The 24,908-nt window shown below is 42.2% G+C and carries 24 protein-coding genes; 16 read left to right on the forward strand and 8 right to left on the reverse strand.

What is annotated here, in order from left to right; all coding sequences use genetic code 11:
* Positions 1 to 293: 293 nt before the first annotated feature.
* Entirely contained in the window at positions 294 to 1,478 is a 1,185-nt protein-coding gene (locus DB520_RS10930) for an FAD-dependent oxidoreductase (RefSeq protein ID WP_114749746.1), read from the reverse strand.
* 97 nt (positions 1,479 to 1,575) lie between these two features.
* A complete protein-coding gene (locus DB520_RS10935; RefSeq protein WP_114749747.1) occupies positions 1,576 to 2,115 on the reverse strand; it encodes a transposase in 540 nt (179 codons plus the stop codon).
* Between the two features lie 78 nt (positions 2,116 to 2,193).
* Between DB520_RS10935 and DB520_RS10940 the strand changes: the two genes are divergently transcribed.
* Both DB520_RS10940 and DB520_RS10945 read left to right on the forward strand, forming a co-directional pair.
* Positions 2,194 to 2,676 carry a MarR family winged helix-turn-helix transcriptional regulator gene (locus tag DB520_RS10940; RefSeq protein WP_232834919.1) on the forward strand — a complete coding sequence of 161 codons (483 nt, stop codon included), beginning with the start codon at positions 2,194 to 2,196 and terminating at the stop codon, positions 2,674 to 2,676.
* Positions 2,663 to 3,217 carry an RDD family protein gene (locus DB520_RS10945; RefSeq protein ID WP_114749748.1) on the forward strand — a complete coding sequence of 185 codons (555 nt, stop codon included), beginning with the start codon at positions 2,663 to 2,665 and terminating at the stop codon, positions 3,215 to 3,217. The genes DB520_RS10940 and DB520_RS10945 overlap by 14 nt, the downstream gene beginning before the upstream one ends.
* Before the next feature lie 288 nt (positions 3,218 to 3,505).
* Here the strand turns inward: DB520_RS10945 and DB520_RS10950 are convergent, their stop codons facing one another.
* Together DB520_RS10950 and DB520_RS10955 are read right to left on the reverse strand one after the other, a co-directional pair.
* Entirely contained in the window at positions 3,506 to 3,757 is a 252-nt protein-coding gene (locus tag DB520_RS10950; protein WP_114749749.1) for a hypothetical protein, read from the reverse strand.
* 155 nt (positions 3,758 to 3,912) lie between these two features.
* Positions 3,913 to 4,260 (reverse strand): winged helix-turn-helix transcriptional regulator, encoded by a 348-nt coding sequence (locus tag DB520_RS10955; RefSeq protein WP_114749750.1) that lies wholly within the window; start codon positions 4,258 to 4,260, stop codon positions 3,913 to 3,915.
* A gap of 187 nt (positions 4,261 to 4,447) precedes the next feature.
* Between DB520_RS10955 and DB520_RS10960 the strand changes: the two genes are divergently transcribed.
* From DB520_RS10960 to DB520_RS26620, 5 genes are all read left to right on the forward strand, one after another.
* Positions 4,448 to 5,215 carry a type 1 glutamine amidotransferase domain-containing protein gene (locus DB520_RS10960; protein WP_114749751.1) on the forward strand — a complete coding sequence of 256 codons (768 nt, stop codon included), beginning with the start codon at positions 4,448 to 4,450 and terminating at the stop codon, positions 5,213 to 5,215.
* 65 nt (positions 5,216 to 5,280) lie between these two features.
* Positions 5,281 to 5,922, forward strand: a complete 642-nt coding sequence (locus DB520_RS10965; protein WP_114749752.1) for an NADPH-dependent F420 reductase — start codon at positions 5,281 to 5,283, stop codon at positions 5,920 to 5,922.
* A gap of 98 nt (positions 5,923 to 6,020) precedes the next feature.
* On the forward strand, positions 6,021 to 6,380 hold the full coding sequence (locus tag DB520_RS10970; protein ID WP_157972029.1) for a hypothetical protein: 360 nt from the start codon (positions 6,021 to 6,023) through the stop codon (positions 6,378 to 6,380).
* Between the two features lie 121 nt (positions 6,381 to 6,501).
* Positions 6,502 to 7,032 (forward strand): hypothetical protein, encoded by a 531-nt coding sequence (locus DB520_RS10975; RefSeq protein ID WP_114749754.1) that lies wholly within the window; start codon positions 6,502 to 6,504, stop codon positions 7,030 to 7,032.
* Positions 7,033 to 7,339: 307 nt separating this feature from the next.
* Positions 7,340 to 7,516, forward strand: coding sequence for a hypothetical protein (locus tag DB520_RS26620; protein WP_198675298.1), 177 nt, complete (start codon positions 7,340 to 7,342; stop codon positions 7,514 to 7,516).
* A gap of 227 nt (positions 7,517 to 7,743) precedes the next feature.
* Here the strand turns inward: DB520_RS26620 and DB520_RS10985 are convergent, their stop codons facing one another.
* Positions 7,744 to 8,088 (reverse strand): hypothetical protein, encoded by a 345-nt coding sequence (locus DB520_RS10985; protein WP_157972031.1) that lies wholly within the window; start codon positions 8,086 to 8,088, stop codon positions 7,744 to 7,746.
* 629 nt (positions 8,089 to 8,717) lie between these two features.
* Between DB520_RS10985 and DB520_RS10990 the strand changes: the two genes are divergently transcribed.
* The 6 genes from DB520_RS10990 to DB520_RS11020 all read left to right on the forward strand — a co-directional run bounded on the left by DB520_RS10990 (position 8,718) and on the right by DB520_RS11020 (position 17,143).
* Positions 8,718 to 10,766, forward strand: a complete 2,049-nt coding sequence (locus DB520_RS10990) for a copper-translocating P-type ATPase (protein WP_114749757.1) — start codon at positions 8,718 to 8,720, stop codon at positions 10,764 to 10,766.
* A 256-nt stretch (positions 10,767 to 11,022) separates the two neighbouring features.
* Positions 11,023 to 11,817: a hypothetical protein gene (locus DB520_RS10995; protein ID WP_114749758.1), complete on the forward strand. Its 795-nt coding sequence runs from the start codon at positions 11,023 to 11,025 to the stop codon at positions 11,815 to 11,817.
* A gap of 264 nt (positions 11,818 to 12,081) precedes the next feature.
* Complete coding sequence (locus DB520_RS26630) at positions 12,082 to 12,261, forward strand: hypothetical protein (RefSeq protein ID WP_157972033.1); 180 nt, start codon at positions 12,082 to 12,084, stop codon at positions 12,259 to 12,261.
* Positions 12,262 to 12,752: 491 nt separating this feature from the next.
* Complete coding sequence (locus tag DB520_RS11005; protein WP_114749760.1) at positions 12,753 to 13,772, forward strand: aldo/keto reductase; 1,020 nt, start codon at positions 12,753 to 12,755, stop codon at positions 13,770 to 13,772.
* An 824-nt stretch (positions 13,773 to 14,596) separates the two neighbouring features.
* On the forward strand, positions 14,597 to 15,526 hold the full coding sequence (locus DB520_RS11010; RefSeq protein ID WP_114749761.1) for an RraA family protein: 930 nt from the start codon (positions 14,597 to 14,599) through the stop codon (positions 15,524 to 15,526).
* A gap of 483 nt (positions 15,527 to 16,009) precedes the next feature.
* Entirely contained in the window at positions 16,010 to 17,143 is a 1,134-nt protein-coding gene (locus DB520_RS11020) for a dienelactone hydrolase family protein (protein ID WP_114749763.1), read from the forward strand.
* A gap of 65 nt (positions 17,144 to 17,208) precedes the next feature.
* Here DB520_RS11020 and DB520_RS11025 read toward each other — a convergent pair whose 3' ends face one another.
* Both DB520_RS11025 and DB520_RS11030 read right to left on the reverse strand, forming a co-directional pair.
* Positions 17,209 to 17,781, reverse strand: coding sequence for a hypothetical protein (locus DB520_RS11025; RefSeq protein ID WP_198675299.1), 573 nt, complete (start codon positions 17,779 to 17,781; stop codon positions 17,209 to 17,211).
* A 98-nt stretch (positions 17,782 to 17,879) separates the two neighbouring features.
* Positions 17,880 to 18,752 (reverse strand): helix-turn-helix domain-containing protein, encoded by an 873-nt coding sequence (locus tag DB520_RS11030; protein ID WP_114749764.1) that lies wholly within the window; start codon positions 18,750 to 18,752, stop codon positions 17,880 to 17,882.
* 419 nt (positions 18,753 to 19,171) lie between these two features.
* Between DB520_RS11030 and DB520_RS11035 the strand changes: the two genes are divergently transcribed.
* The 3 genes from DB520_RS11035 (at position 19,172) to DB520_RS11045 (ending at position 21,169) form a co-directional block, all read left to right on the forward strand.
* Positions 19,172 to 19,954 (forward strand): alpha/beta hydrolase, encoded by a 783-nt coding sequence (locus tag DB520_RS11035; RefSeq protein WP_114749765.1) that lies wholly within the window; start codon positions 19,172 to 19,174, stop codon positions 19,952 to 19,954.
* A 4-nt stretch (positions 19,955 to 19,958) separates the two neighbouring features.
* Positions 19,959 to 20,528, forward strand: a complete 570-nt coding sequence (locus DB520_RS11040) for a hypothetical protein (protein WP_114749766.1) — start codon at positions 19,959 to 19,961, stop codon at positions 20,526 to 20,528.
* Positions 20,529 to 20,746: 218 nt separating this feature from the next.
* Positions 20,747 to 21,169 carry a DUF6567 family protein gene (locus tag DB520_RS11045; protein ID WP_114749767.1) on the forward strand — a complete coding sequence of 141 codons (423 nt, stop codon included), beginning with the start codon at positions 20,747 to 20,749 and terminating at the stop codon, positions 21,167 to 21,169.
* Positions 21,170 to 21,357: 188 nt separating this feature from the next.
* On the opposite strand, the gene DB520_RS11050 is transcribed toward DB520_RS11045, so the two are convergent.
* Positions 21,358 to 24,861 carry a sulfatase-like hydrolase/transferase gene (locus tag DB520_RS11050; RefSeq protein WP_114749768.1) on the reverse strand — a complete coding sequence of 1,168 codons (3,504 nt, stop codon included), beginning with the start codon at positions 24,859 to 24,861 and terminating at the stop codon, positions 21,358 to 21,360.
* Between the last annotated feature and the right edge of the window lie 47 nt (positions 24,862 to 24,908).

A 24,908-nucleotide genomic window follows, 5' to 3' on the forward strand; every position in this document is an offset into this window, starting at 1 on the left:
TTTTCTTTGTATTAATTCTGAAATCTCTTTTTGCTTATCCGGAAGGTCGATTGTGACGGGTTCATCCTTGGATTGGGGGGGTATAGGGAGGTGTTTGGGGGGGGTATCTCCTCCCTTTCAATCTCTTCCAAAAACCAAGAATGATCAACCTGAAAGAAACTCCTTTCCTCATCTGTAATGAATTCTAGCATGGGAGAACCATTGGTTGATTATTACAGCCATTGGATTACCACTATTTTCTAACGTTCAATTTTTACTTTAATAAGTGTCTCTCATAAACCGATGGTTTCGATCTAAACTGCTATGTTTTCGGGCCTGTACCTATAGATCCACTCCATTTTTTTCTTTTCCATGTTTATGAAATAGTGGAGGAATAGGTCACGGAAGAAAGTGGAGAGGGGATTGGGTTTTGACTTGCTGTCCCCTACCTTTCTTGCTTGGGCAATGATTTTTTTGACACGTTCTTCCCTTACGACCTGAAAGCGGGTGAAAGCTGTTTCTAGCGAATCGTATGTTGAAAGGCAACGGGATAGCACTACGCTGTCTTCCAAGGCAAGGGATGCCCCCTGACCAGTATGTGGGGTGACGGCATGGGCTGCATCGCCTATTAATACCACTTGTTCCCTGAACCAACAGGGAAGTGGTGGGATTTCATAAATAGGATAGGCAAACAGGTTTTTGCTTTTGGATATTGTTTCAACGATGATCGGATGATCATCCCTATGCAGTGCTATTAACCGGGCTTTTAAGTCGTCTTGACCAAGGTTGATCTTTTCCCCCCCGACCGGGGTTTCCTTATGATAGAAGTTGTTAAACCACCAGACTTCCCCTTGATTGGATTGCATAAGCCCAAAAAAAGCACGATTTCCAAATGTCATTTGAACCTTCTTGGGCATCGAATTCACCACTTGTATTTTTTCTGCCGCCCCGGTGGAATAGTGATTGGTGAAAATAGGATCCGGGCCGTTGGGGAAAATTAACTTTCTTGTTTTGGAGTGGACGCCATCTGCTCCCACTACGCAATGAAAGGGGCCTAAAGTACGCCCTCCTGTTTTGGCAAAGATTAACTCCCCATCCTTTTCAAAGCCATTTAGCTTGCAGCCGTAACGAATACTAACACCATGCTTGGCAAGTTCCTTACGCAGCAGGTGGCTTATAAGTGAGCGCTTTACCTGAATGGATTGAGTTCCAAATTTTTTGGATTGATCATCGGTGTCTAGCGCTGCGATTTTTTTGCCTTTGGCATTCAGAAACTCAATGGCGCCAGGGGCGAACTCCTGATAAAGTTTTTCCTCCTCTATAAGCCCTTTGAGTATATTGATGCCATTGGGGGATAACCCCAAAAACAACCCTTCCTCCATGTCTTTTTCTTCTCGGGATTCTATCACATCCACTTCAAAGCCCATTTTGATTAATTGAATGGCCAAGGCAGGGCCTGCTATCCCTGATCCTACAATTAAGATTTTCTTGTTCTTCATTCTTCTTTTTTATTTAAAATTCCAAACTCCAAAAAGCGTATAATGACTACTATTTATAATAGCTGAGAGGTATCCTTTTGGATTTTTTCCCAGTTAATTATGCACCTTGACTACTTGTATTTCTTGGATAAAACAAGACTCGCACAAAGGCAAGGTTGACCAGAAAGTATACGGCAACCCTTAGGTAATTCAAATTTCTCCAGTCCTTCGCCTTTTGAATGATATCCTGATGGGCAACCCCACCTATTGCTGTGTTTTGGAACTCTAGAATGACAGGGGCAAAGTAGATCAATGTCCAAACCCTAAGACTGATATGGACACAAAAAAGAAATAGCATCCAATTCCTTCTTTTTGGAAAGGCCCAATTGTAGATTAGGGCAACTACCATGGAAACCTCATGTACAGCATGGAGAATTATCCAAAATTTACTCAGTTCAATACCCGAAGGACCATTGAAAAAGTGAAGGGTCTCCGGAGGGTTTGCAGACCACGCGGGGACAAACAGCACTGTTTCCCATAGCTGTGCGCCGTTCATGGTAAAATACAAAAAGATGGACCACATTAACCACCTGTCTGCTTTGTGGATTCTCATTGTGTTTACTTCCAAAAGTTCGGAGGTACGCATAGTAATTTTCATTTAATCAATATCTTTGTTGTAAAGCATTTTATTTAGATTACTAATTATCTTAGTTACAAAGATAAATACGATTATAATATGACCAAAAAAAGCATGGATAAAATTGATGCGGGACTTGAACAAACCATCAGTAGCCTAAGCCGGGAGTTTTCTACCCTTACCATTTTACTACATCAAGCAATCGCTCAAAAGGCAGGTTTAACAGGAACTGACCACAAATATGTAGACCTGCTAATGCAGCATGGCCCCATGACCGCGGGCAAGCTTTCAGCGCTTTCTGGATTGACCACGGGAGCGGTAACCGGATTGATAGACCGCTTGGAAAAATCAAATCTTGTAACCAGGGAACGGGATCCACAGGACAGACGTAAGGTTCTTGTGGTCCTTAACCAGGAGGTTGCCTTTCAAAAAATCGGTCCGGCATTTCAGGCCATGCAGTCCAGCCTTGAAAAGTTTTACCAAAAATTTGAGCAGGAAGAATTACTGGCAGTAAAAAAGTATTTGGAAGCTGTCAATGCCTTTACCAAAGAACAAATAGCGCTATTGAATGGAAAAAGCTAGGGTAATATTTTTGTTGAAAAGGGCATTGGCTTTTTCAATAGATTTCCTGTTGATTGGTTTATGGATAGGTTTCCTGCTATTAATTGGGCTCTCATTGACTGGTGCCCGGGTGGGTTGGGAAAGCCTGTTTGAAAGACCTGCCCTTGCCCACCTGATTTCCTTTGTTAGTGTTACCCTGCCCGTTATACTGTATTTTTCACTTTTTGAATCCGGCAAAAGGAAAGGGAGCCTGGGGAAGTGGTTATTACATCTTGCTGTCGTGAAATTCCCGGATTCCGACAGGAAAATAACTTTTCAGGCAGCCTTGTTGAGGAACTTTTTGAAATTTACACCCTGGGAACTGTCCCATGTCCTTATTCATTATGGGAACCTTGAAACACCAAACAATGCTGGCTCCATGTTTACCCTAATTGGACTCAGCTTGCTAAGTTTGGCCCCGTTCTTCTTTTTATCGGAAATTTTGTTTCAGAAAAATCAACGAACGCTTTACGATAGATTAGCAGGGGTCTGTGTGGTTGAAAAAGGCACCAAGTGCTACTAGAAAAACCTGGACGACTAAGTGGACGGAATTAAAGATAAAACCGAATGCATAGTCATGCTCTTATGATTCCACAATGAGTTTTGAAATCGAGCTTGAAGCAAACCACACACTCCGAATAGATTTTATATCCCAAAAGATAGCCCTATTTTTAACCCATGGTAAAGAAGCCTGAAATGGGCTGTTGTGCCCATTTGATGGGCCTACTTCCCTTTAAACGCACGTCCCTATCACTTTGAACATTCCCCTTGTATCGGTCAGACGGTTTGAAACCGTCAGACCGATACCAAATCAATACAACTTTTTTGCCACGCCAGGAGGCACTGCCTGATACGATTCCTGATAGAGAGTTTCCGTTGATATATCCAGAAGGTCGGTAGCAGCTTGTTGGTGACACAGCAAACCATTTCTTAATCCCACATAGTCCGAAAAAGAACTGAATTTTGCAAGAAAGTACAGGTAGTTTTCCCTTGAAAAGAAAATCCTTCCCCGATTGTTACCCTGGATGTAAAAATGGTACTGTTGGTTTTCTGGCAGGCTCATGGTTTTACTTTTTTATAGCTGTATACCTATCTGACGGTTTATAGCTATATACCTATCTGACGATTTGAAACCGTCTGATAGGTTTTTACAATCGGTTCAACATCCGCGGACTTTAAGTTGGCTTTGTGAAAATTGGTTCCTGCCTTTTACTATATTTACTTAGATTTTATACCCTCTCCTTCCATCAATTCAAGTCCATAATTACGGATAGTTTCAATAATGGGTATCGCTGTTCTGCCTTTGTCTGTTATGGAATATTCCACTTTTGGAGGTACGATTGCATACACCTTCCGATGGATAAACCCATCAGCTTCCAACTGCCGCAATTGAGAAGTCAACATCTTGTCAGTAATATGAGGGATATCCTTTTTAAGTTCTCCAAACCGAAACACCCTTTCCTTCAACCTCCAAAGAATGGGCATTTTCCAGGTACCCCCTATTCTGTCCATGGCAAACTCCACGGGGTTATAATAAACTTTGTTGTTATAAATAAAATCTGGCATAATTTATTGATTTATTGGATACTTTCCTAAAAGTTAGTACCATTCCCTTTCGTAAGTATATTGACAAAGGTAAGTAAATGGAATACTTTGCAGTCAAATTACGAAGACAAATTATTTACCACAACCAGCGCAGAGCAACTGTTTCTTCAGCCAATCATAAACATCACTAGGATTTAAAAAGAATTGTATGGAATCTAAAGTAAAAGAAACAAATAACTACGTGCATACCCACGGTATGCCACACAAAGGAAAAATTTTAATGGTGGCCAGTAGTCCTGCCTTATCTAAGCAGACAGGTTGGCCCATTGGTTTTTGGGCTTCTGAATTAACCCACCCCCTATATGTTTTTCAAGAATCAGGTTTTGAAGTTGCGTTAGCTTCTACCGAAGGCGGTAAAATTGCAATGGATGGATATTCAGACCCCACAGATGCCAGTGGTTATTCGGCAAACGATGTGATATCTCTGGGATATATGCAATTGGATTGGTTCAATCAGATGTTGGAAAACACTATTAAAATTACAGATATCAGTGCGGATGATTTTGACGCCATTTTCTTGGTGGGTGGTCAGGGGCCGATGTACACATTTAAGGGAAACCACGATTTGGAAAAACTATTTGTCGATTTCTATGAATCCGGCAAGCCAAGTGCGGCAGTATGTCACTCGGTTGCTTTACTTTTGGAAGCTAAAAAATCGAATGGACAACTCCTAGTTGACGGGAAAACCTGGACGGGTTTTGCCAATGTTGAAGAAGAATATGTGGACAAAGCAGTGGGTCAAAAAATACAGCCCTATTGGATAGAAGAGGAAGCCGGCAAACTATCAACAACGAACTTCAAAGTAGCTGCTCCTTTTAGTTCCTATGCCATACAAGACGGAAACCTAATAACCGGACAGCAGCAAAATTCGGGGGCGGCAGCGGCAAGATTTGTTGTTCAACAATTAACAAAATAAATGGATCAGGTGGCGGTAGGGTTACCGCATCTCTTTGACATGAAGAAAATTTAAACCTAACAAAAATGAAATTAGCATTTATAGGAATTGGCAATGTAGGGTTTGCATTGGCCAACAATCTTCAAAAAAAAGGACACGAAATTACCATAGCCCATAATAATGTAAAAAGTGAAAGTGTCGTCAATGCACAATCCAAGAACCCAGCATTTGCTGCTTTGGGACTTCAGGAAGCCATAGCTATTGCAGATGTGGTTTTCCTCGCAACGCCCTTTAGAGCCAACGAAGAAACCCTTAAGCCCTTGCAGTTCAAAGGAAAAATAGTAATAGATTGCACAAATCCTGTGGGGCCAGGTATTTCACATGGCTTGGGAAGTAAAATTTCCGGTGCTGAAAAGGTTCAAGAATGGGCAAAAGATGCCAGTGTGGTAAAATCTTACTCCATCTACGGTTTTGAAAACCTCGAAAACCCCGTATTTCCGAATTATGGGGTAAACCCTGTAATGCTTATAGCTGGAAATAATAGCGAAAGCAAGCAAGTGGTCAGTTTGCTTAATGCTGACCTGGGATTCGAAACCGTAGATGTTGGACTTTTAGCTCAATCCCTCCACCTGGAGCATATGACATTGCTTTGGGTGAATATGGTTCGTGCAAACAGCCATCATCCCAATTTTACCTGGGCTTATTTGGAACGATCGGGCTTTTATTGATATGACATAGAACCGTCAAGTATAAAACAGTAAGCTTATATTTTTGATGAATTTTGGTATTAGTTTTGTGATCACAAGAATACGTTCTTCACCATAAAATGACATTACTTTTAAGACAATTGTTTGGGGTTTCTATGGGGCTATATTTTATAGTCTTGGGATTGGCTTTTCCCCCCATAAATCAACCAATAGAATTTTCCGGTATTGAAAGTAAAGAAACGATTTCCCCTGTTTCTTTTTGGGAGAATTTTGATGCCGAAAATGCAGTTGCCAGTGCAGATCTGACTTCTGTCCCTTCCAAGAAGGAGTATTCAGGTGAAAACCCCTACTTTGATGCTTATACAGCACATGCCTATTATTTGGCTTCATTTATTAAATGCCAAATAGAAATCACAGAGCGTGTCTTTGTAATTTTTGATATAAAAGAACTCAAATTTCCAAGCCATTACTTTTGGTAGAATAGAAATTCCTTTTACACGGGGATAATTTTTGAAGTCAGAAACACGCATTCTGACTGAATTTTAAATTTCTATACGCTAACCTGACAGCCATTTATGGCTGTCCAATGACTACAATATCATGTTTGAAATCGATATTCCTTCCTTGCTGATTGCCGTTGTAGCAATCTCGGCATTTATTGCCCCTCTTTATATCCAATATTTGAGGGTAAAAAAAACGAGGCTTAGAAAAGAATCTGAGCTCAATAGATTTCTAGAGGAAAACAGTCTCCGGATCAACAATTTTGACTTTTGGAGAAGCTTCTATTATGTGGGCATAGACTCCTCCCAGATGAAATTGGTATATGCAAAGGGCTCTGAGCAGTTCAGTACTGATATCATTGACCTGAAAGATATCAGCTATGCGAAAATCAGAGAATCGTCCAGGACGCTTGGTGAAAAAGAATCAAAGCGAAAGGTCATTGACCACCTGACTTTGGAGCTTGTAGATGCCTCCGGAAATGTCAGCCATATGCTTGAGTTTTATGATGGAGAGAAGTACTCTGATCTTTTGGGCGAGACAGTCTTGATCAAAAAATGGCAAGACCAAGTCAATGTTGTCTTGAAGAAAAGTAGAGGGAGCAATAGCACCCCTTTGTTGGCAGTAGCTTAAATTTTGTGTCCTTTTCACTCGGATGGATTTTTGGAATCCAATATCGGAATGGATACAGTTCTTAACATTCGACAGGGGGATAGCTGGCATCCCCCTGCCTTTGAACCTCTTTATAAAAAATTACATTTTGTCAGGTATTTTAGTGGTGGGAATGGCTATTTGAAAAGGGTGAACATGGTACTATTGAGATTTAATGGGATAAAAAAATATTTTAAAAAATATTTAACCTAAAACACTATTAGACAAAAAATTAGCACACATATTGAAGTATATATTTTGTCCGGAATGGACATTAAACAAATTGAAAATGAAAAAAATGCTTGTCTTAATGCTGGTTGCCGGAATGGCAGTATTGGCATCATGTGGAAACAAAACCGCAGAAGATACTCTGGTTGAGCCAGAGCAAACCGAACAGGTTCCTTTACCTGAAGAGACTTCAGTAGAGGTAGAAGTTCAGCCAACGGAATTGGATTCTATCGATTAAAATGAGTGAAATTTCAGGCCTGCTGGGAAGCAGGCCTTTTTTATTTTTTCAAAGTATGAAACACAACAGACTTTGATTTTTAAGATTTTAATAAAAATACTTTCTTGTCATCACCAAGGGCAGTTCTATAAGAATCAGTGCAAAAACATTGCTTGTTACGAACTGAAAAAGTATATATACAATCAACGCCTAGAGCAAATTCCAGGCACCCCGTACTGGGTATATGGTTATTCGCCCTTTTTTCTTCTTTCAGAATAGCTGGAATCCAAGTAAGTATAAATCTGTTCAAAACTTTCTCTGTTGTACCGAGTGTTCACATGGTGCCACTTACCACTTTCAAGCTCAATATTGATAGAAAAAACCTTACCTATCCAAAGGAACTTTGCTTCTTGGATGTTCCAACTCTTAAGTTCTTGATTTAAGTTGAATTCCTTTTTCCTCATCGGATAATGAAGTTCAATTTTATCTCCCAACAGCCTAATATCTGAACTTCTCCTTGTGAAATATACCAAAGGAAAAAAAACCAAAGCAATCAAAAAACCCACAATGATAACTCCTATAAAAAATTCCATATTTTTTTGTTTTATTCCAGTAAGGATAATGAGAAAAAATGGTGCCAAAGGTTATAAATCGATGGATTAGTTTCTATTATTTGGATGAACATATTTTCAATGCTTTATTAATCGAATGGATTGCTGCGTCCTGTACCTTTCTGGAGGAGATATCATTCAATACCCATTCCAGCTGCTTATCCTGACTTTCTTTATAATCAGACCAAAGGGTTTCTACATGTCTGTCTGGGACTAAGCCCATTGTCTGTTTGTCCTTCCTAGATTTGGGGATAAATTTTTCTAAAGTCAATTAGTCATCTAACATTTTTATTTAGTCACAGTTTCCCAAAATCTGCGCAATGGATATTTTTAAAGCGGGTTATTTTGCGTACTGATCGAGGGAAAAGATCCATTCCCTTTGGTGTATTTTCTGATTTTACCTTTTAGGTTTTCTATCAGGTTTGTTGTATAAAAATGTTATCTTATCGTGAAGTTTGGGAAATAGCTGTCCACAATCCCACTACTGTGAAATCCCAATAAAAAAGCGATAAAAATCAACAATTCCAAAAGGGAGAAATGCTTTCTATTCTATTTCCGGTCAGGAACTTTCACCCTATTTAAAGACAGCATAACCATAAAAAACCTTACGCATGGATAAGCATAATCACGAACACACACCCCACAATGGTGAACATCAAAAGAGCCATTCACCAGATCACCAAACTAACAACAAAACCAACCATCAGCACGACCACCACGACCATCATGCCATGATGGTTGAAGATTTCAAAAAGCGATTTTGGATTTCATTGGTACTCACCGTACCAATCCTTGCTTTGTCGCAGATGATACAGCAATGGCTTGGATTTGAGTTTACTTTTTTCGGTGATCAGTATGTACTCTTTGGGCTTTCCACGGTCATTTTCCTTTACGGAGGCTGGCCTTTTCTCAAAGGACTATGGGACGAGCTGAAAGACAAAAACCCGGGTATGATGACCCTGATCGCATTGGCCATTACCGTGGCATACGTGTACAGTTCGGCAGTGGTGTTTGGCTTAGAGGGGATGGACTTTTTCTGGGAGCTCGCTACCCTGATTGTCGTCATGTTGCTTGGGCACTGGATAGAAATGAAATCCGTAATGGGAGCTTCGAATGCACTCGAACTCCTTGTGCAGATGATGCCTGCTGAAGCTCATTTGGTAAAAGGAGACGAAATCAAGGACATCAAAGTGGATGAACTGAAAAAGGAAGACATCATCCTGATTAAAGCCAATGAGAAAATACCTGCCGATGGCACCGTGGTGGAGGGCGAAAGCCACCTAGACGAAAGTATGCTTACCGGTGAGAGCAGGCCAGTAAAGAAAGCCAAGGGAGACCAGGTGATTGGCGGTGCAGTTAATGGCAGCCAATCCATCAAGGTGAAGGTGTCCAAAACCGGAAAGGAAAGCTATCTCAACAAAGTGATCACCCTGGTAGAAGAGGCTCAGAAAACCAAATCCAAAACCCAGAACCTGGCAAACATTGCCGCCCGGTGGCTCACCTTCATTGCCTTATTTGCAGGAACAATAACACTGGTGACTTGGATCAGCCTAGGTGAACCCTTGGATTTTGCCTTGGAGCGTATGGTGACCGTTATGGTCATTTCCTGTCCCCACGCACTGGGTTTGGCCATTCCGCTGGTGGTGGCAATTTCCACTGCGGTTTCCGCAGGCAATGGCTTGCTCATCCGGAACCGTACCGCTTTTGAAAATGCCCGGAAGATCTCCGCACTGGTGTTCGATAAAACCGGTACATTAACCGAAGGGAAATTTGGCGTTTCACGCTATGAAAGTCTCACTGAGGATATGGAAAAAGAAGACCTTTTGACCTTTGCAGCTTCGCTGGAACAGCAGTCTGAACATCCCATTGCTCAGGGAATTGTAAAAGCAGCGAAAGAGGAAGAACTTACCTTGAAAAAGGTAGAAAACTTTGAATCGCTTACGGCAAAAGGCATTCAAGCCAAAATCGACGGAAAAAACTGGAAGGTGGTTAGCCCAGGATACCTGAAAGAAAACAAGCTCGAAATTCCTGAGCAAGCTGATTCAGATGCTGCGGAAACTATCGTATTCGTGCTTAGGGAAGAAAAGCTCGTCGGGTTCGTTGCCTTGGCGGACAAGATCAGGGAAGAAAGCCACAAGGCCATCGAAACACTCAGGAAAAAGGGCATGAAGCTTTACATGGCCACAGGTGACAATGAGAAAACGGCTAAAGCAGTAAGTGACAAACTTGGCCTGGATGGCTACTATAGTGAAGTACTGCCTCATGAAAAAGTAGAGATCATCGAGAAGCTTCAGAAGGATGGCCAATTTGTGGCTATGACAGGAGATGGCGTGAATGATGCCCCGGCACTGGCACAGGCCAATGTGGGTATTGCCGTAGGTTCCGGGACAGATGTAGCTGCGGAGACAGCTGACATCATCCTTGTGAACAGCAACCCTATGGACATTGCCAACCTGGTACTCTTTGGACGGGCAACTTACAACAAAATGATCCAGAACCTCGCTTGGGCTACTGGTTACAATGCCGTTGCATTACCATTGGCCACCGGTTTTATTCCTGGCCTGATAATAAGCCCGGCTGTTGGTGCCGTATTTATGAGCTTAAGCACGATCATAGTGGCAATCAACGCGCAATTACTGAAAGGAAAAATGAAAAGCTGAAATCGAGCCTGTCCTGACGGCAGTCAGGGCATGAGGAGTACGTCATACACTGGGATGCGCCCCCCGATAGAATATGGGGCTATCGGGGAAATGCGAGGCTAGCTAAAAACTTTGGACGAACCGCTAATCCAACAGATTTGCCCCAGGTTTTAACCTGCGTCCCGGTGGTACGTAAATATGAGAAAGTGCTTTGGATAGTTTATCGGTATTCTTCAACGATAAGGAAAGTATAATTGCGTATCAAAAACAGTGAAATATGAAAACAAATGCTTTAGGACTCATGGCATTTTTACTAATATTGACAGGAAGTTTAATTTCTTGCCAAGACGATATTTCAAAAGAGATACTAGTAGATGACAACCAAGAAAATAGTTCACTTGAAGTTTTTTCGTTGTATGGGACGATGTGTAATTGGGTCAATCGTGAAAACGATGGCAAAGTAGTAATTATTAACAGCCTCGAAGAATTGGAGCAATATGTCTCATGCTCCATGAACAGCAGTTTTCATTCTTTGGATTTTTCTAAACAATCGTTGTTGTTGGTGGGCAGTGTTGCTTCATCTGGAATTTACGATATATATAAAACAAGTATTCAACAGTCATCTATAGATGACTATGAATTGAAAGTGAAAATAAGATTAAACGAGATACCCTTACCTCTCGAATGGGATATTGCGGTTAGAGTAGATAAATTGAGAGACGATGCCCAAGTTTTATTAAGAGTAGATGAGTTGCCTGGAACTATTACAAGTGTTATCGGCAAATGGAGACTAATAAAAGAATATACATCGGGTTTTGGTTCTCCTCAAGAGGAAATAGACTATTCTAAACGAAATATAGTATATGACTTTAAAAACGATGGAGTTTTGATGGTTTCGGGAGACGGCCATACCGGTTGGGTAAAAAATGGAAATCATTCTTATTCAATTGGTAATTTCCGAAGGATTAAAGTTGGTTATAGGAGTTCTTGGTACAGTGTTTCTCCCAATGAATTAATAATTGATAGCAGGCCTGCCGATGGTTCGGCTTTTTATTTTGCAAAGGTTAAATGAAATCAAGTATGAAGAATACGAAACACAGTGGCCCCGACGGATGGCTATAAGGGCTATCGGGGTTGCGAGATTCCTCCCGTAAATCATCGGGATGAACGTTAAATAACAAATAAACATATGAAATCGAGCCTGCCTGGACGGCAGTCAGGCATGACGAGCACGTCACACACTGGGATGCCCCGTATTCTATCGGGGAGATGCGAGATTCCCCCGAAGCAAGTTCGGGGCAGGCTATATGACCGCTGAAAAGACAATTATAAACATATGAAATCGAGCTTGCTTACCGGACAGACAGGCATGAGGAGTATGTCACACGGAAGCATGATTATGGTGGCGAGATTACCCCGAAGCGAGTCCCCCGAAACAAGTTCGGGGCAGGCTGGGGCAAGCTACCTGCCTGACGGTTTACCTGCCGAAGGCATGGCAGTCAGGTGTGACCATTGAAAAACAATTATAAACACATAAATTTAATTCATCTGCACAGAACAACAAGCTACAAGCTGCTCCGGGTTTGTGGAAAATAAATGAAATACTAGAATTTCGTATTTGTACCTGCCATTTCTTGGCCATTTTATCTTTTGGCAACTAAGTTATCGGTTAAAAAGGGCATTGCCTTTTTCCATAGTTTTCCCGTTGATTGCTTTAAGGATAAGGTTCGTGTTACTAATTGGGCTATCATTGACTAGTGCCCGGGTGGGTTGGGAAAGGCTGTTGGAAAGACCTGCCCTTGCCTACCTGATTTCCTTTGTTAGTGTTACCCTTCCCGTTATATTGCATTTTTCACTTCTTGAATCGAATTATTTTAAATTATGTTGGGTTTTTATTACTATTAACCTGTCGATAAAAATCAAATTCTATTTGGAAATATCTCATTAAATCCTTATTATTTACCTCCTCCTTCTCGAAAGGCATAATTGATAACAAATTAAAAGGAAATGGGAAATCGCAGGAAATTTATCAAAGATACAGCCTCCATCGCGGCATTTAGTTTAATTGCTGACTGGGCTTCAGCAGTTCCGGCAACTGACAAGTTGGGTGAAATTTTACCCCAACGGCAATTGATAAGGGATGGTCAAAAAGTGACAGCTTTTTGTCTTGGCGGCTATCATTTGGGATTCATAGATAACTCGGCAGATGCTGAAAAAATGGTGGAAAGATCCATGGAGCTGGGCGTGCGGTTTTTCGATAATGCACGAGGATATATCAATGGCCGTGCGGAAGAGTACATGGGTAAATTTCTAACTCCAAAATATAGGGACCAGATTTTCCTGATGACCAAGGCACATGGTAAAACGGGAAAAGAAGTTCGGCAGATGCTCGACGAATCCTTAAAAGCGTTAAAAACCGATTATCTAGATTTGTGGCAGATCCATAACCTAACATCTCCGGAAGAGGTAGATCGAAGAGTAGAAGCGGGTGTTGTGGATGCTTTCCTTGAGGCCAAAGAAAAGGGAAAGACACGTTATATCGGCTTTACCGGACACCAAAGCCCCAAAACTTTTTTACATTTTTTGAAAAAGCTGGATGAATTGGGAGTTGAAATGGATACTTGTCAAATGCCACAAAATGTTTGCGACCCAACCTTTGAATCCTTTCAAAAGCATGTGTTGCCGGTCATGCTGGAAAGAGAATACGGCATTATTGCCATGAAAACCATGGCCGGAGGCAGTATGATGGGACAACGGATAGACACCACGCCAAAGCATATAGAAACGAAAGATATTCCTGATGTAGTAGGTAAAACGCAACTTACTTATGCCAATCTGCACCAGTATGTATATTCGTTGCCGGTTTCTAGTTTGTGCAGTGGGTGCCTGACCATCCCACAACTAGAAGCCAATGTAAACGTGTTGCGAGACATGAAAAAACTTTCAGAAGCGGACATGAATAAATTGGAGGAATATGCAGCTCCATATGCAGGCATGATGGTTGAGAATTATAAGAGGATATTTTAATGATACACCGATGAAGGTATAACCAACCTTTTAGGGCAAACCGGCCGGGTTTTGTAAATCATGTGCTACTTCCTATTACGAGGAAGGAAAGGAATTTGAGAAACCCTCAAAAATGTGCGGTGAAAATATCCCATGCCATGCCCCATTGGCAAGTCAACACCATTATAAATCAAAAAGCCCTTTAAAAATTTTTCTGATGCCTGTGCATACAGGGTCTTTGTAGGAATAAACCGCACCGCTCTTAAAGATGCTTTTCTGCTCTTGCCACTAGTGGCCTTACCTTAGGGGGTTATTTTTATCCCTTCCGTGATCACAAACTGAAATCGAGTCTGTCCTGACGACAGTCAGGGCATGACGAGCACGTCACACACTGGGATGCCCCGATAGCTATCGGGGAGATGCGAGATTCCCCCGAATCGAGTTCCCCGAAACGAGTTCGGGGCAGGCAGGGGCAAGCTATATGACCGCTAAAAAGAAATTATAAACATATGAATTAAGTATACCAATTCACCCTCCCACTTTGCTAAAAATTTGACTTCCCCCTCTTTTCGCCAAATGGCTAGCATACAAAAATTCCATACTCATTAGCAATGGGCCAAAAGCAAAACCGATCTTTGGCCGGTCTTCCGGATGAATTAGAGCAAGGCTCCCTCCTTATAATTTTTAGTTGCGAAGCTCTTTAGATTGGGGATCCACCCTTTACCTTTTGCGTATATGCCTACAGAAAAATATTTCCTAACATATAAAATAAAATTCTGCAATCTAAATCTTTTTACTATTTTCCGTTTCAAACATCAATTAAACCCAAATCCTTATTTACAATTATGAAAAATATCTTCTTCTTATTGGTAATTTGTGTATTGTCACTCCCTCTTCAGGCCCAGCAAATCGGATCTCCTTCAGAACAGATCATTGCCCTTACTTCCCTATGGGAAGGGGAGCGCTTCGACGACGGAAGACCCAAGGTACCCGACGTCATGCTTCAAAAACTTGAAAAGGCCACCTTGGAACAAATCTGGGGATTCCTCTTACGTAAGGGGTACCGAAATCAAGTAGAAAAAGACTGGATCATTCTTAAGCCGGGAAGCACCATGGTCGGCAGGGCAATGACGGCCCAGTTTATGCCCTCTCGCCCTGACCTGGACAGCCTGGTTCGTGCGACTGGAAAAAAAGAAGGGCGTTCACAACGGGGAGGTATTAATATCTGGCCGATTGACATCTTGACGGAAGGGGATATTTATGTGGCAGACGGCTATGGAAAAGTGAAGGACGGTACACTTATAGGTTCGAGTCTTGGCAATGCCATTTATGGAAAAACAGGGAAAGGGGTGGTTTTCTATGGTTCCATCCGGGACATGCAGGAACTCAAAGATACAGAGGGCTTTAACGCTTGGATCAAAGGGCAGGACCCCTCTTTTATCAAAGACATGACACCTACTTCCATCAATGCGCCTGTCCGTATCGGGGAAGTAACGGTGTTTCCGGGAGACGTGGTCTTTGCCAATGATTATGGGACAGCCTTTATCCCTGCCCATCTGGTAGAGGACCTGGTGGTGACATCCGAATTGGTGGGGCTCCGGGATGAGTTTGAGCGTTTACTACTGCAGGAAGGAAAATACCCTTCCGGGGAAATTCATGGTCAGTGGAACGAGGACATCAAAAACGAATTTCGTGCCTGGGTAAAGAAATACCCCGAGGACCTTGCCGTCAGTATGGAACAAATTGAAGAATACCTGGAAAAATCCAACCGATAGGCTCTCCCTTTTGACCAATTTTATCCCCTTGGAGAATTCCATTTCTCTAAGGGGGTTTTGATAAAGGGCAGAAAAAAGAAAATGTGAGAATATCCGGTGTCTATGTGAAGGAAGCACTATTTAGATAATCATGGGCAGCCAAAACAGGGGAAATAAACAAATGGCCCATTTTAAAAATAATTCACCTGGTATCCTGTAGGGTTGATAAATATCAAATGGACTGGGTTGTATTTCTCTCCTACCGTGGTTTTCGGATATTCAATTTTTCCCCTTGGCCAATAGCCATGATTGTGCATATTGGATTTATTTCCTTTTTTGTGCCCCACTAATAACCATGCGGTTGGAACACTGAATTTCATTGCCCCATTTATAATGAGCCAAACAAAAAACCAATTGTATCCGATCCTCTTAGCAAATAAAAACAAAACGTACTACTTTGAACTATTTTTGGTAGATTCACAAAACAATGTATTCATTTAAAATATGCTCAAAAAATATTATTGCCCCCAGGGGTGTATTCTAATATTCCTATTATTGGTAGGCACTTTGAAAGCAGTAGGCCAGAACAATACCCTCATTTCTCCTGAAGTCGAAACAGCACGCACAGACGCCTATGAGAAACAACTGGAAAATTATCTCAGGCATTATCTTGTAGAAGAATATGAGGCACGTTCGGAAAAAGCATGGAACCGTGATTACAGTAGCTCTGATGCATTGGAACGTAGCGTGAAACCAAACCGAAGAAGATGGGAAGAGGTGTTGAGCCCCCCGGTACTTTCCAAGAGTGGGCCACTTGAGCGAAACCCCTATACTTTAGGAGAGACCCATGCGGAATGGGTCAACCTTCCACTTGGCAAGCTAATGGCAGAAGCCGTTTTGGCATTCCCTGAAGGAGCAAGTGAGGAAAAACAGGTAGGTATTGTCATTGTTCAGCATGGCATCGGAAGTACGCCCGAAACCCCCTTTTCTCCCGGAGCTTATCATGAATACGCCAAAGCATTGCTGGAAGCTGGATTTGCTGTATTGGTGCCAATGAACCTGAAATCTGTAGAAAGGCGTAACAATGTGGAACGATATGCTCGCCTCGCAGGTACAAGCTTGCCCGGAATAGAATTGGTTCGTTTGCAGCACCTCCTGGATATTGTACTTGCGGATCCACGGATTGATGCGGACAAGGTGGGCATGTGGGGGGTTTCCTTGGGCGGTATGGCGACCATGTTCTGGATGCCACTAGAACGCCGAATAAAAGCGGGTGTGGTTTCAGCCTGGTTTAATGAGCGAAGAAACAAAATGGCTGTGCCGGATGAGCGGTACTCCAGCTTTTCACCAAGGGAAGACCATGCATTTTTTAATGGATGGTTGACGGAATTTTCAGATTACGATCTCGTTTCCCTGATTGCTCCCCGACCCTTGATGATTCAGCATGGGAAAAAGGACAATATAGCTTATTGGCCTCAGGTGGTGGATGAATATGAAAAATCAACAATCCATTATCAGCAACTTAACATTCCCGAAAGGATGGAACTCATTTTACATGAAGGAGGGCATGAGGCAATTGTGGATGAGGGAGTAAGGTTTATGAACACATGGCTAAATGGAACCGAAAAGGTTAAGTAGATGCTCAAATCCCTTTTCCCTCACCCATAAGCAAATTCTATAAGGAATATATAATAGTAAGTTAGTCACCCATCGGATGGTGTAGTAGGAGTAGTTGGTTTAGAATGCCACAATCTCCACATGCCCCACCAGGCCACAGGGGCCAATGGAACCACAGTGATCATCCCTGGAAAATACCCATATGGGCCAGGTGTGAATAAAGGAAATACAAAATGGGCCAGTTCACTCACACCCATTGCCGCAAAAACAGTCCAGGCACCCAAATAACCGTACCACTTTTTCTTGATTATAAACAGGGGACTCAGCAACCAAAACAGCGAAAAAAGTGTAATAAGAACACCTTCAACGGTTACTGTATCCGGATATGGAACTCCTGTCAATTTTTCCATTTCATCAAAAAAACCAGAGACCTGCTCATCCACCCTATGAATGGCAAACATGGCCATTGTCAAGAAATAGGGCCACTTTATTGATTCCCAAGCTGTTTCAGAAGTACTTGACAGCCACAAAATAAACCCGCCAAAAAATCCAACAAGAAAGATATAAGCAGGGATCAAACCAATATTTAAATACCCCAATACCGGGATTACCAAAATCAACACAAAGGCAACAACTATTTTATCAGGAGATTTTTTCATTAGCTTAATTATTTGATTTCAACAAAAATCAGGAGGATTAAAAAAAATAAATTGTAAAAATCAGCCGAATTTGACTTTTTACTTGATTTTAAAACCAACTAGGCATGAATAAGGTCAGCGTTCTTCATTTTATGGGTTAATTCTTTAATCAATTCTTCCTTTGGCTCGAATGCTGAGCTATTCTTGAACCTCAAAGGGGTGGTTCCTGACAGTTTTGAAAAATCCCTGATAAAATGACTTTGGTCCACATAGCCAAACTCATAGGCCAAAGAGGTAAGATTAGGGCAGTCCCTTTCTGAGTTAAAATAATTTATGATTTTTTGAAAACGAATAATCCTATTATATTTTTTAGGATTTATGCCCATCCTATCCAAAAAGGTCCTGTTAAAATTACGGATGGACATACTACACATTTTGGATATCTCGTCCACATTTTTCAAGTACAGATGAGAATGGATGTCCCTCATTAAAAACCCAAACTTTTCATCAGGTGATTTTTGTCTTAACAGAAAGTGATTTTCCAAATACCTTGAGGCAACTGCAGTTTTCTCCATAAACGTTTCACCAAAATACAGCTCTTCTTCAAACTGGGAGCTGTTTTTTTCAAAAATGTTGGATAGTGCTATTTTATTGTCTACCAATTCCTTTGCAGAAGTCAGGTGCAGGCTGTGGTAAATCTCTGGATGAAAAATAATGCCAAACAACTCATAATCCCCGAAAATGCTCACCTCGTAATCCATAGACCTAACCCCTACCAAAAAACTTCTAGGGTAATTCTTCAGGATGCCTTCTTGACCTGAATAAAAGAATTCCCCCTTTAACGTACTGATGATTCCAAAACCCGAACAAGGTAGGATTTTAACCCTATTGAAACCATTAGCCCCCTCTTTTCCGGAAATCATCCAAAAACCTTTTACTACTCGGCTTAAAGACTTGGGAGGTTTGCAATAATAGAATTTGTAGTTGTTCATAACCCTTTTTTTACTACTAAATCAAGACGTCTACTATTATGCGTATAGAGTTCCAGTAATGTTTCATATAATTAGGTAAATTTAAATACAACTCACTAGTGTTACGTTAGGAATAAATTGACGGTCGGATTCCTGCAGAGTAAATTGTGTATGCGGAGGTCCTCTGCGAATAGCTGAGAAATCTGCGGAAGAAATTTGTCCATAGTTTGGATAACATAGCGCTAGCTAATCCAGAGGGTTTCCTGTTGCTGGAAAATGATAAAATGGTTGATTATTCTATTATTTTTATACTTTATAGGGTAATAAACCGATAAAAGGAGTACATCTGAAGGAGTTTGTCCAAAATCACAATTGGCTGAAAATTACAATGATTGCATTGCATTAATGCAGAAATTTGAACCTCCTAAATTTCCGCAAATATGAATAAATTAACCCTCTTTCTTTTGTTTGCATTCTTGTTACTACTACCCTCCTGTTTTCTAGAGCCCCAAAAGCCCGCTACCAAAGAATTTGCGATCCAAACCAATTTTCTGGGGCATAAGCATGAAGTCAGTGTTTTTGAACCTGACCAAATGGATACTACGGGCAAAATCAACATGATTTTCGTCATTGATGGACAATGGCATGCCGACCATGCCATCAGGTATTTTAACGCTCAAAGCCCTAGTCGGCATCACAGCAACTTCCCCTCTATTATAGTTTCCATGAATACAGAAAACATAAGGAATGAAGCCTTGGATATTTCCCTTTGGCAAAATGAAAATGGGGCAATTCACCCCTATCTAATGTATCTAAAAAAACTTATTCGTGAAGTAGAAGCATCCTATCCCGGCGTGAACCACGAAAATAGTAACAGGGTATTGCTAGGACACTCTCTCGGTGGCCTTTTTGCACTATCAGTCTACTTGAAAGAAACAGCATTATTTGATTCCTATATTTTACTTAGCCCATCACTTTGGGTGGAACAGGGGTACGTATTCGAAATGGAACAGCAGAGGAGGGAGCATCTTGAAGATACGCCCGCAAGGGTTATAATGACAGTGGCTTCCCTGGAACCAACCGGGAGCCTAGTGTTTGAATTGGCCAAAATTCTTGAAAATCACCATCCCCAAATAAGCCTTGCTTTCCGGGAAATAAAAAATGAAAACCACTCAAGTTCGGTCAAAAAAGCGATAAAACTGGCCGCAGAATTAATGGAATAAATCAATGAAGAATTTATACCTTATAACGGCATTCCTGATCCTATTGGCCAATACTTGCTACTCACAGTCTAGCCAACCTCCAGACAGTAGGGACAGCAGCGATTGGACAAAAGGAATAAATCTTGGAATAGACCCTTTCTTGAGAGGTCATGCCAATTTTGAACTTTATAAACCTTTAAGAAAAAAAATTCTTTTTAGTTTGAGGTTTTCCACCATCCATTCCATTTTATCCATGGGCAAGTTGGTGGGAATTGAAGAAGACCTATTGAACTCCAGGTGGCGTTCCATCCAAGCCATGGGAGGACTGGGCTACAGGTTTACGGGTTGTAAGATAAACCATGCCCTAGGAGCTGAGGTAGGGCCTAAAAGGTTTTGGCTCAAAGAATCGGGTAATTACCCGTATTTGGCTCCTTATACTAATACAAGAAGCGGAACCTATTTAGCATACGGGTTGTACTACAGCCTGGAATTTCCTGGTTCGCAGCACTCCAAATACATAAGGATGAATATCCCCCTCTCCCACCTTCAAGACAACCTCACTGATATTTCCCTTAATGTAGGGATGAAATTCTAAAAAGTTTTTCTTACCATAGTAACCAAATCGCACTTACAGTAATCTAAAAAAATTATTCCCCAAAGACTATGATCAAAATTTTTTATATTTTTTTATAAAATATTTATACTTTTACGAAAAATAAGAACCAATATTAAAACACTTTATGGTAAAATAAAGAATTATGGTAACTTTGAGATTTAATTTATAATAGTACATAAAACACTAAAATTCCGAAAATGCGCTATACTTATCTATTTTCTCTTTTATTCCTTCTGTTGACTATTCTCTTTTCAGGCTGCGCATCTTCAGGTATGCACTTGTCCTCCACCCTTACCAATGTGGAGTTATCAGAAGCCAATTACAAAATTGTGGCAAGATCGGTGCATGGAGAGGCCAAAGCCGGATATATTTTAGGTGCATCCATAGGCATCGGCGTTTATGCCCAAGTAATCGGAGTGGCAAGAGTAAGTGGGGACAGGGCATTATATGGAACGGCAATGCGTAACCTATGGGAGAATTTTGAGGCCAACCATGGTTCGGTGGACGGCCGAAACCTGGCACTCGTAAATATCAACTATGATGTGGAAAACCTAAACCTACTGGTGTATACCCGGCCCAGGCTGACCATTCAGGCGGATATCATCGAATTTATGGATTAGGTCAAGCTTTTTAAAATCCGGGGGTTTCACCCTGAAAACAATTGTGGTTATTGCTGTTCAGGCCATTAAGGACTGGGATGGACAAAGTTTCCACCAACAGCCGAGAAAGGCCTCCGCGGAAATTATATTCCTCGGATACAAATACTTCTAAAAACACCTGGGTACCTCTAACCGAGGTTCAATCAGATTTAAAACGAATTGACCTGTAATTCAATCTCATTCTTCCCTGGGGAAAGCCGAATGGAACCGAACTGGGTATTGACTTTTTTACCGTTTAAGGAAACAGCATCGCTTGGGCTCAGCTCCAAATGCAGTTCCGCAGAAACATTGGCAGGCAATTCAAATTCATAGCGTTGCAAGCGATTATTCACCCTCTGGTAAGAGGCGTTTACATTTCCTGCGAGAAAGGGGACCGTAATTTCTGTTTCTGTAAGGTTACTTAATTTGGGTTTAATTTCCAACAAGCCACCTCCTGGGGTTTTGGGGACAATTCCCCACATTTTTCGGGCCACGATATTTCCTGGCACCGCACCCCAAGCATGGTTCCAGTCCGCATTTGGCTTGTACTTCATGTCCCAAGCCTCTAAGGTAATGGTGGATCCTATTGCTATCATATTCCACCAGCTTCTGTCATGGGTGGCGGTCATCAGCTCCAAGGCATAATCCGCCTCCCCTGCATTATAAAGCCCATCCATCAAAAACTGCGAGCCATAAACGCTACACGCCATACCCCTGGATTTAACAAATTCCACAACGGAAGGAATATATTCGTCCGGAACCAAATTAAAGGCAAGGGGCATCATATTGGCATGCAGGGAGGAATGTCCAGCACCTTCTCCATCCACATAGATCCCCTTTTCCGGGTCCATTAACTTCTCTGTAATTGCCTTTTTTACCTTTATGGCCATCCACTCGTACTCCATTGCCTCATCGTTTTTTCCCAACAACCTGGCAAATTCCTCCATAATTTGGAGGTTACGATAGTAAAGTGCATTAATCACCGTGTTGATGGGGGTAAAGACAAAACCGTCTCGCTCCCCTTCCTCTGTGGCCAATTCCCATCCAGTGTCCTTTTGTGCCGGGGGCCAGTCCACAATGTCCGCCAGTTTGACATCGGGATCCTTAAATCCGAGTTTTTTCATGAATTCCGGTGTAGCTTTCTCTGAACTGATCAGCCCATCTTCCCGGGCAAGCTCCATGAGGGTTTTGTGTTTGAGCTCATCGTAATACTTCTTGACCAATCTGGTACTCCCGGTGTAAAGATAATCCTCGTAAAACATCAGGGCCACGTGCAACTGCCATTCCGTGGGCCATGTTGGGTTTTCCATAAAGTATTCAATACTTCTGCGGGCGATGGGATATTCCCAGTCCACCGCATAATGGCTGAGTTGGTTGATGTAGGCATCGGCTTCGTAAGGAATACGCTCCCTATCACCGTCCACATACACCCCGGCAAAGGAAGTAGCTTTTATACTGTATTTACACAAGTCCCAAACCTGATTCAGGGTGGTGTCGGAACTGCTGAAGTGGCTCTGGTCCTCATCAAAATAACCAAAATATGCCTGCTGGGTCACGGATTCGGGCTGCTTTTTGGCCACAATTTCCGCATAGCGAAAGGGAAGTAGTACCGGAAAAGAATCGGGCAAAGCCACTGCGGCGGGTCCTGTATTTCGTTCATCAGCGGGCAATTGCAATACATACCTATCCCTATCAGGACTGACCGCTACCTCTACTTCCTGAAAACGAATATGATCTTGAGGATCCTGGTTGATCCTACCCTCTTTGAGTTGCTCCCCAAGGCGGACCGTCAAGGTTTCTGCTTCATCAGGCTGGTAACTAAAAGCCAAGTTGGCGAAAGCGGCTTTGCCAAAATCCATAAACCAAGTTGCGTCTTCTACTTTTTTTAGATCGAGAGGGGCTATGTCTTCCTGCTGGAAATGGTTTGCCGTTGTCAGGTATTCTCCACCTCCACCTACTTTATAGGCCTGGCTTTCCGCATATCGCCCTGTGCGGTTGTCTCCGTCCCACAGCCTTACTTTCCAGTAGTAGGTCTTGTTTTCTTCCAATGTAGCACCTTGATACGAAACGTTAAATGATTGTTGATCAGTTACTTTGCCACTATCCCACATATCTCCGATATTTTGGTCAATCTTTTCCTGAGAGCTACTTACCAGCACCTGATACGCCGTTTGAAAAACCAATCCCTTCGGCACTTGCCATCCAAATTCGGGCTTTTTATCCTTCAATGTCAGCCCTGAGGGATTCCGGATAAACTCCACATGCAGGTTTTCCGGAGCGGCAGTAGTTTCATCGGCCAGTTCGGCAGTCAAGGCATCTAGTTTTCTTTGGAACGCCTGCAACGTGGATGCGTGCTGTGGGTCTTTTGCCAGGTTATTGATTTCTTTTGGATCATCCGTCAGGTGATACAATTCTTCAAAGGATTTATCATTGATGTAGCGGAAATACTTCCATTCTGCCGAGCGTAGGCCCTCACTGGGTGGGATGTTTTCAAAATCCCAAAGGTGTTCTATCAACACCGTATCTCTGCTCAGCCTTTCTCCCTTTACCACAGGCAACAGGCTTTTACCCTGGTAATTTGCCGGAATTTCTACACCTGCAAGGTCCAAAATGGTAGCAGGAACATCCACGTTGGCAGCCATTTCCTCGGAATCAACATGTTGCTTTATTCTTGGATCGTAAACCATCAAAGGAACCCGGATGGAATTGTCATAGAGGAGCCATTTGCCTGCCATTTGCCTTTCACCTGTAAAATATCCGTTGTCTCCCATTAAGATGATCACGGTGTTTTTGTCCAGGCCTTTGGCCTTGAGTAGCTCGCGGATTTTTGCTATTTCCAAGTCGATACCCGAGATCATCCTGTAATACCCTTTCATGCTGTGTTGGTACTTCTCTGGGGTATCGTAGCGCCAGGTCCATCGCAGGCGATTAAATCCGGATTTTACAAATTCCGGCTGGGCATCGAAGTACTTGTCCTCAGCAAGATCAGGACCCGGAATCGTCACTCCTTGCAGTAGCGGGTCCACTTCCTTTTGCCAGAAATACTGTAGTTCGGCCGGGTCATGGGCGTGGGGGGCACTAAAGGACAGGGAAAGGCAAAAGGGTTCCTCCGGATTGGCCTTGTCGATAAATTCCATTGCCTGATGTCCGGTGTAGCGGGTCAAATGAACCGTATCTTCATTTATGGTTTTATAAAAATACCCTCGATGGTCCTTGAACTGGCCATCGCGATCATAGGAATCGTATTCATCAAATTGCCCCGCTAAATCTTTATGGACAACACCAAATTTCCCATAAAACCCAACGCGGTAACCAGCTTCTTTGAGCAGTTTGGGGTAAGCAGTTTCCATGAACTCATTTTTGATAGCTCCAGTCTGAAAGGTATATGCGTGGGTGCGTTCGTACAGCCCTGTAAAAATAGTAGCCCTACTGGCTGCACAGATGGGGGTAGTTACCAGTGCATTTTTGAAATAGGAACCCTCCCTTGCCAAACGGTCCATTTCGGGAGTATGGATAATGTCGTTGCCTGCATGCCCCAGCGCATCCCAGCGCTGGTCATCGGTGAGGATAAAAATGATATTGGGTTTGTTAGATGAACTTGTCCTTGATTGAGCTTGGCAAAATAGCTGGGTAATGGCCATCAATACCAAAAGGGTGTTAAACGTTTTAAGCATGTATTAGATTATTTTGAGATACTTAGTTAGCAAAACCAAAAGGAACA

This window comes from Pleomorphovibrio marinus (assembly GCF_003347495.1).
GTDB classification, from domain to species: Bacteria; Bacteroidota; Bacteroidia; order Cytophagales; family Cyclobacteriaceae; genus Pleomorphovibrio; species Pleomorphovibrio marinus.

What these genes read in the sequence shown, in the direction of transcription:
- DB520_RS11050 (WP_114749768.1), bottom strand. Translation starts at nt 24,861, where the DNA reads ATGCTTAAAACGTTTAACACCCTTTTGGTATTGATGGCCATTACCCAG.
- DB520_RS11040 (WP_114749766.1), top strand. Translation starts at nt 19,959, where the DNA reads ATGAAGAATTTATACCTTATAACGGCATTCCTGATCCTATTGGCCAAT.
- DB520_RS10970 (WP_157972029.1), top strand. Translation starts at nt 6,021, where the DNA reads ATGACATTACTTTTAAGACAATTGTTTGGGGTTTCTATGGGGCTATAT.
- DB520_RS10930 (WP_114749746.1), bottom strand. Translation starts at nt 1,478, where the DNA reads ATGAAGAACAAGAAAATCTTAATTGTAGGATCAGGGATAGCAGGCCCT.
- DB520_RS10940 (WP_232834919.1), top strand. Translation starts at nt 2,194, where the DNA reads ATGACCAAAAAAAGCATGGATAAAATTGATGCGGGACTTGAACAAACC.
- DB520_RS11035 (WP_114749765.1), top strand. Translation starts at nt 19,172, where the DNA reads ATGAATAAATTAACCCTCTTTCTTTTGTTTGCATTCTTGTTACTACTA.
- DB520_RS10985 (WP_157972031.1), bottom strand. Translation starts at nt 8,088, where the DNA reads ATGGAATTTTTTATAGGAGTTATCATTGTGGGTTTTTTGATTGCTTTG.
- DB520_RS11025 (WP_198675299.1), bottom strand. Translation starts at nt 17,781, where the DNA reads ATGAAAAAATCTCCTGATAAAATAGTTGTTGCCTTTGTGTTGATTTTG.
- DB520_RS10950 (WP_114749749.1), bottom strand. Translation starts at nt 3,757, where the DNA reads ATGAGCCTGCCAGAAAACCAACAGTACCATTTTTACATCCAGGGTAAC.
- DB520_RS10995 (WP_114749758.1), top strand. Translation starts at nt 11,023, where the DNA reads ATGAAAACAAATGCTTTAGGACTCATGGCATTTTTACTAATATTGACA.
- DB520_RS11010 (WP_114749761.1), top strand. Translation starts at nt 14,597, where the DNA reads ATGAAAAATATCTTCTTCTTATTGGTAATTTGTGTATTGTCACTCCCT.
- DB520_RS10935 (WP_114749747.1), bottom strand. Translation starts at nt 2,115, where the DNA reads ATGAAAATTACTATGCGTACCTCCGAACTTTTGGAAGTAAACACAATG.
- DB520_RS11005 (WP_114749760.1), top strand. Translation starts at nt 12,753, where the DNA reads ATGGGAAATCGCAGGAAATTTATCAAAGATACAGCCTCCATCGCGGCA.
- DB520_RS26630 (WP_157972033.1), top strand. Translation starts at nt 12,082, where the DNA reads ATGAAATCGAGCTTGCTTACCGGACAGACAGGCATGAGGAGTATGTCA.
- DB520_RS10965 (WP_114749752.1), top strand. Translation starts at nt 5,281, where the DNA reads ATGAAATTAGCATTTATAGGAATTGGCAATGTAGGGTTTGCATTGGCC.
- DB520_RS10990 (WP_114749757.1), top strand. Translation starts at nt 8,718, where the DNA reads ATGGATAAGCATAATCACGAACACACACCCCACAATGGTGAACATCAA.
- DB520_RS11045 (WP_114749767.1), top strand. Translation starts at nt 20,747, where the DNA reads ATGCGCTATACTTATCTATTTTCTCTTTTATTCCTTCTGTTGACTATT.
- DB520_RS10955 (WP_114749750.1), bottom strand. Translation starts at nt 4,260, where the DNA reads ATGCCAGATTTTATTTATAACAACAAAGTTTATTATAACCCCGTGGAG.
- DB520_RS10945 (WP_114749748.1), top strand. Translation starts at nt 2,663, where the DNA reads ATGGAAAAAGCTAGGGTAATATTTTTGTTGAAAAGGGCATTGGCTTTT.
- DB520_RS11030 (WP_114749764.1), bottom strand. Translation starts at nt 18,752, where the DNA reads ATGAACAACTACAAATTCTATTATTGCAAACCTCCCAAGTCTTTAAGC.
- DB520_RS11020 (WP_114749763.1), top strand. Translation starts at nt 16,010, where the DNA reads ATGCTCAAAAAATATTATTGCCCCCAGGGGTGTATTCTAATATTCCTA.
- DB520_RS10975 (WP_114749754.1), top strand. Translation starts at nt 6,502, where the DNA reads ATGTTTGAAATCGATATTCCTTCCTTGCTGATTGCCGTTGTAGCAATC.
- DB520_RS10960 (WP_114749751.1), top strand. Translation starts at nt 4,448, where the DNA reads ATGGAATCTAAAGTAAAAGAAACAAATAACTACGTGCATACCCACGGT.
- DB520_RS26620 (WP_198675298.1), top strand. Translation starts at nt 7,340, where the DNA reads ATGAAAAAAATGCTTGTCTTAATGCTGGTTGCCGGAATGGCAGTATTG.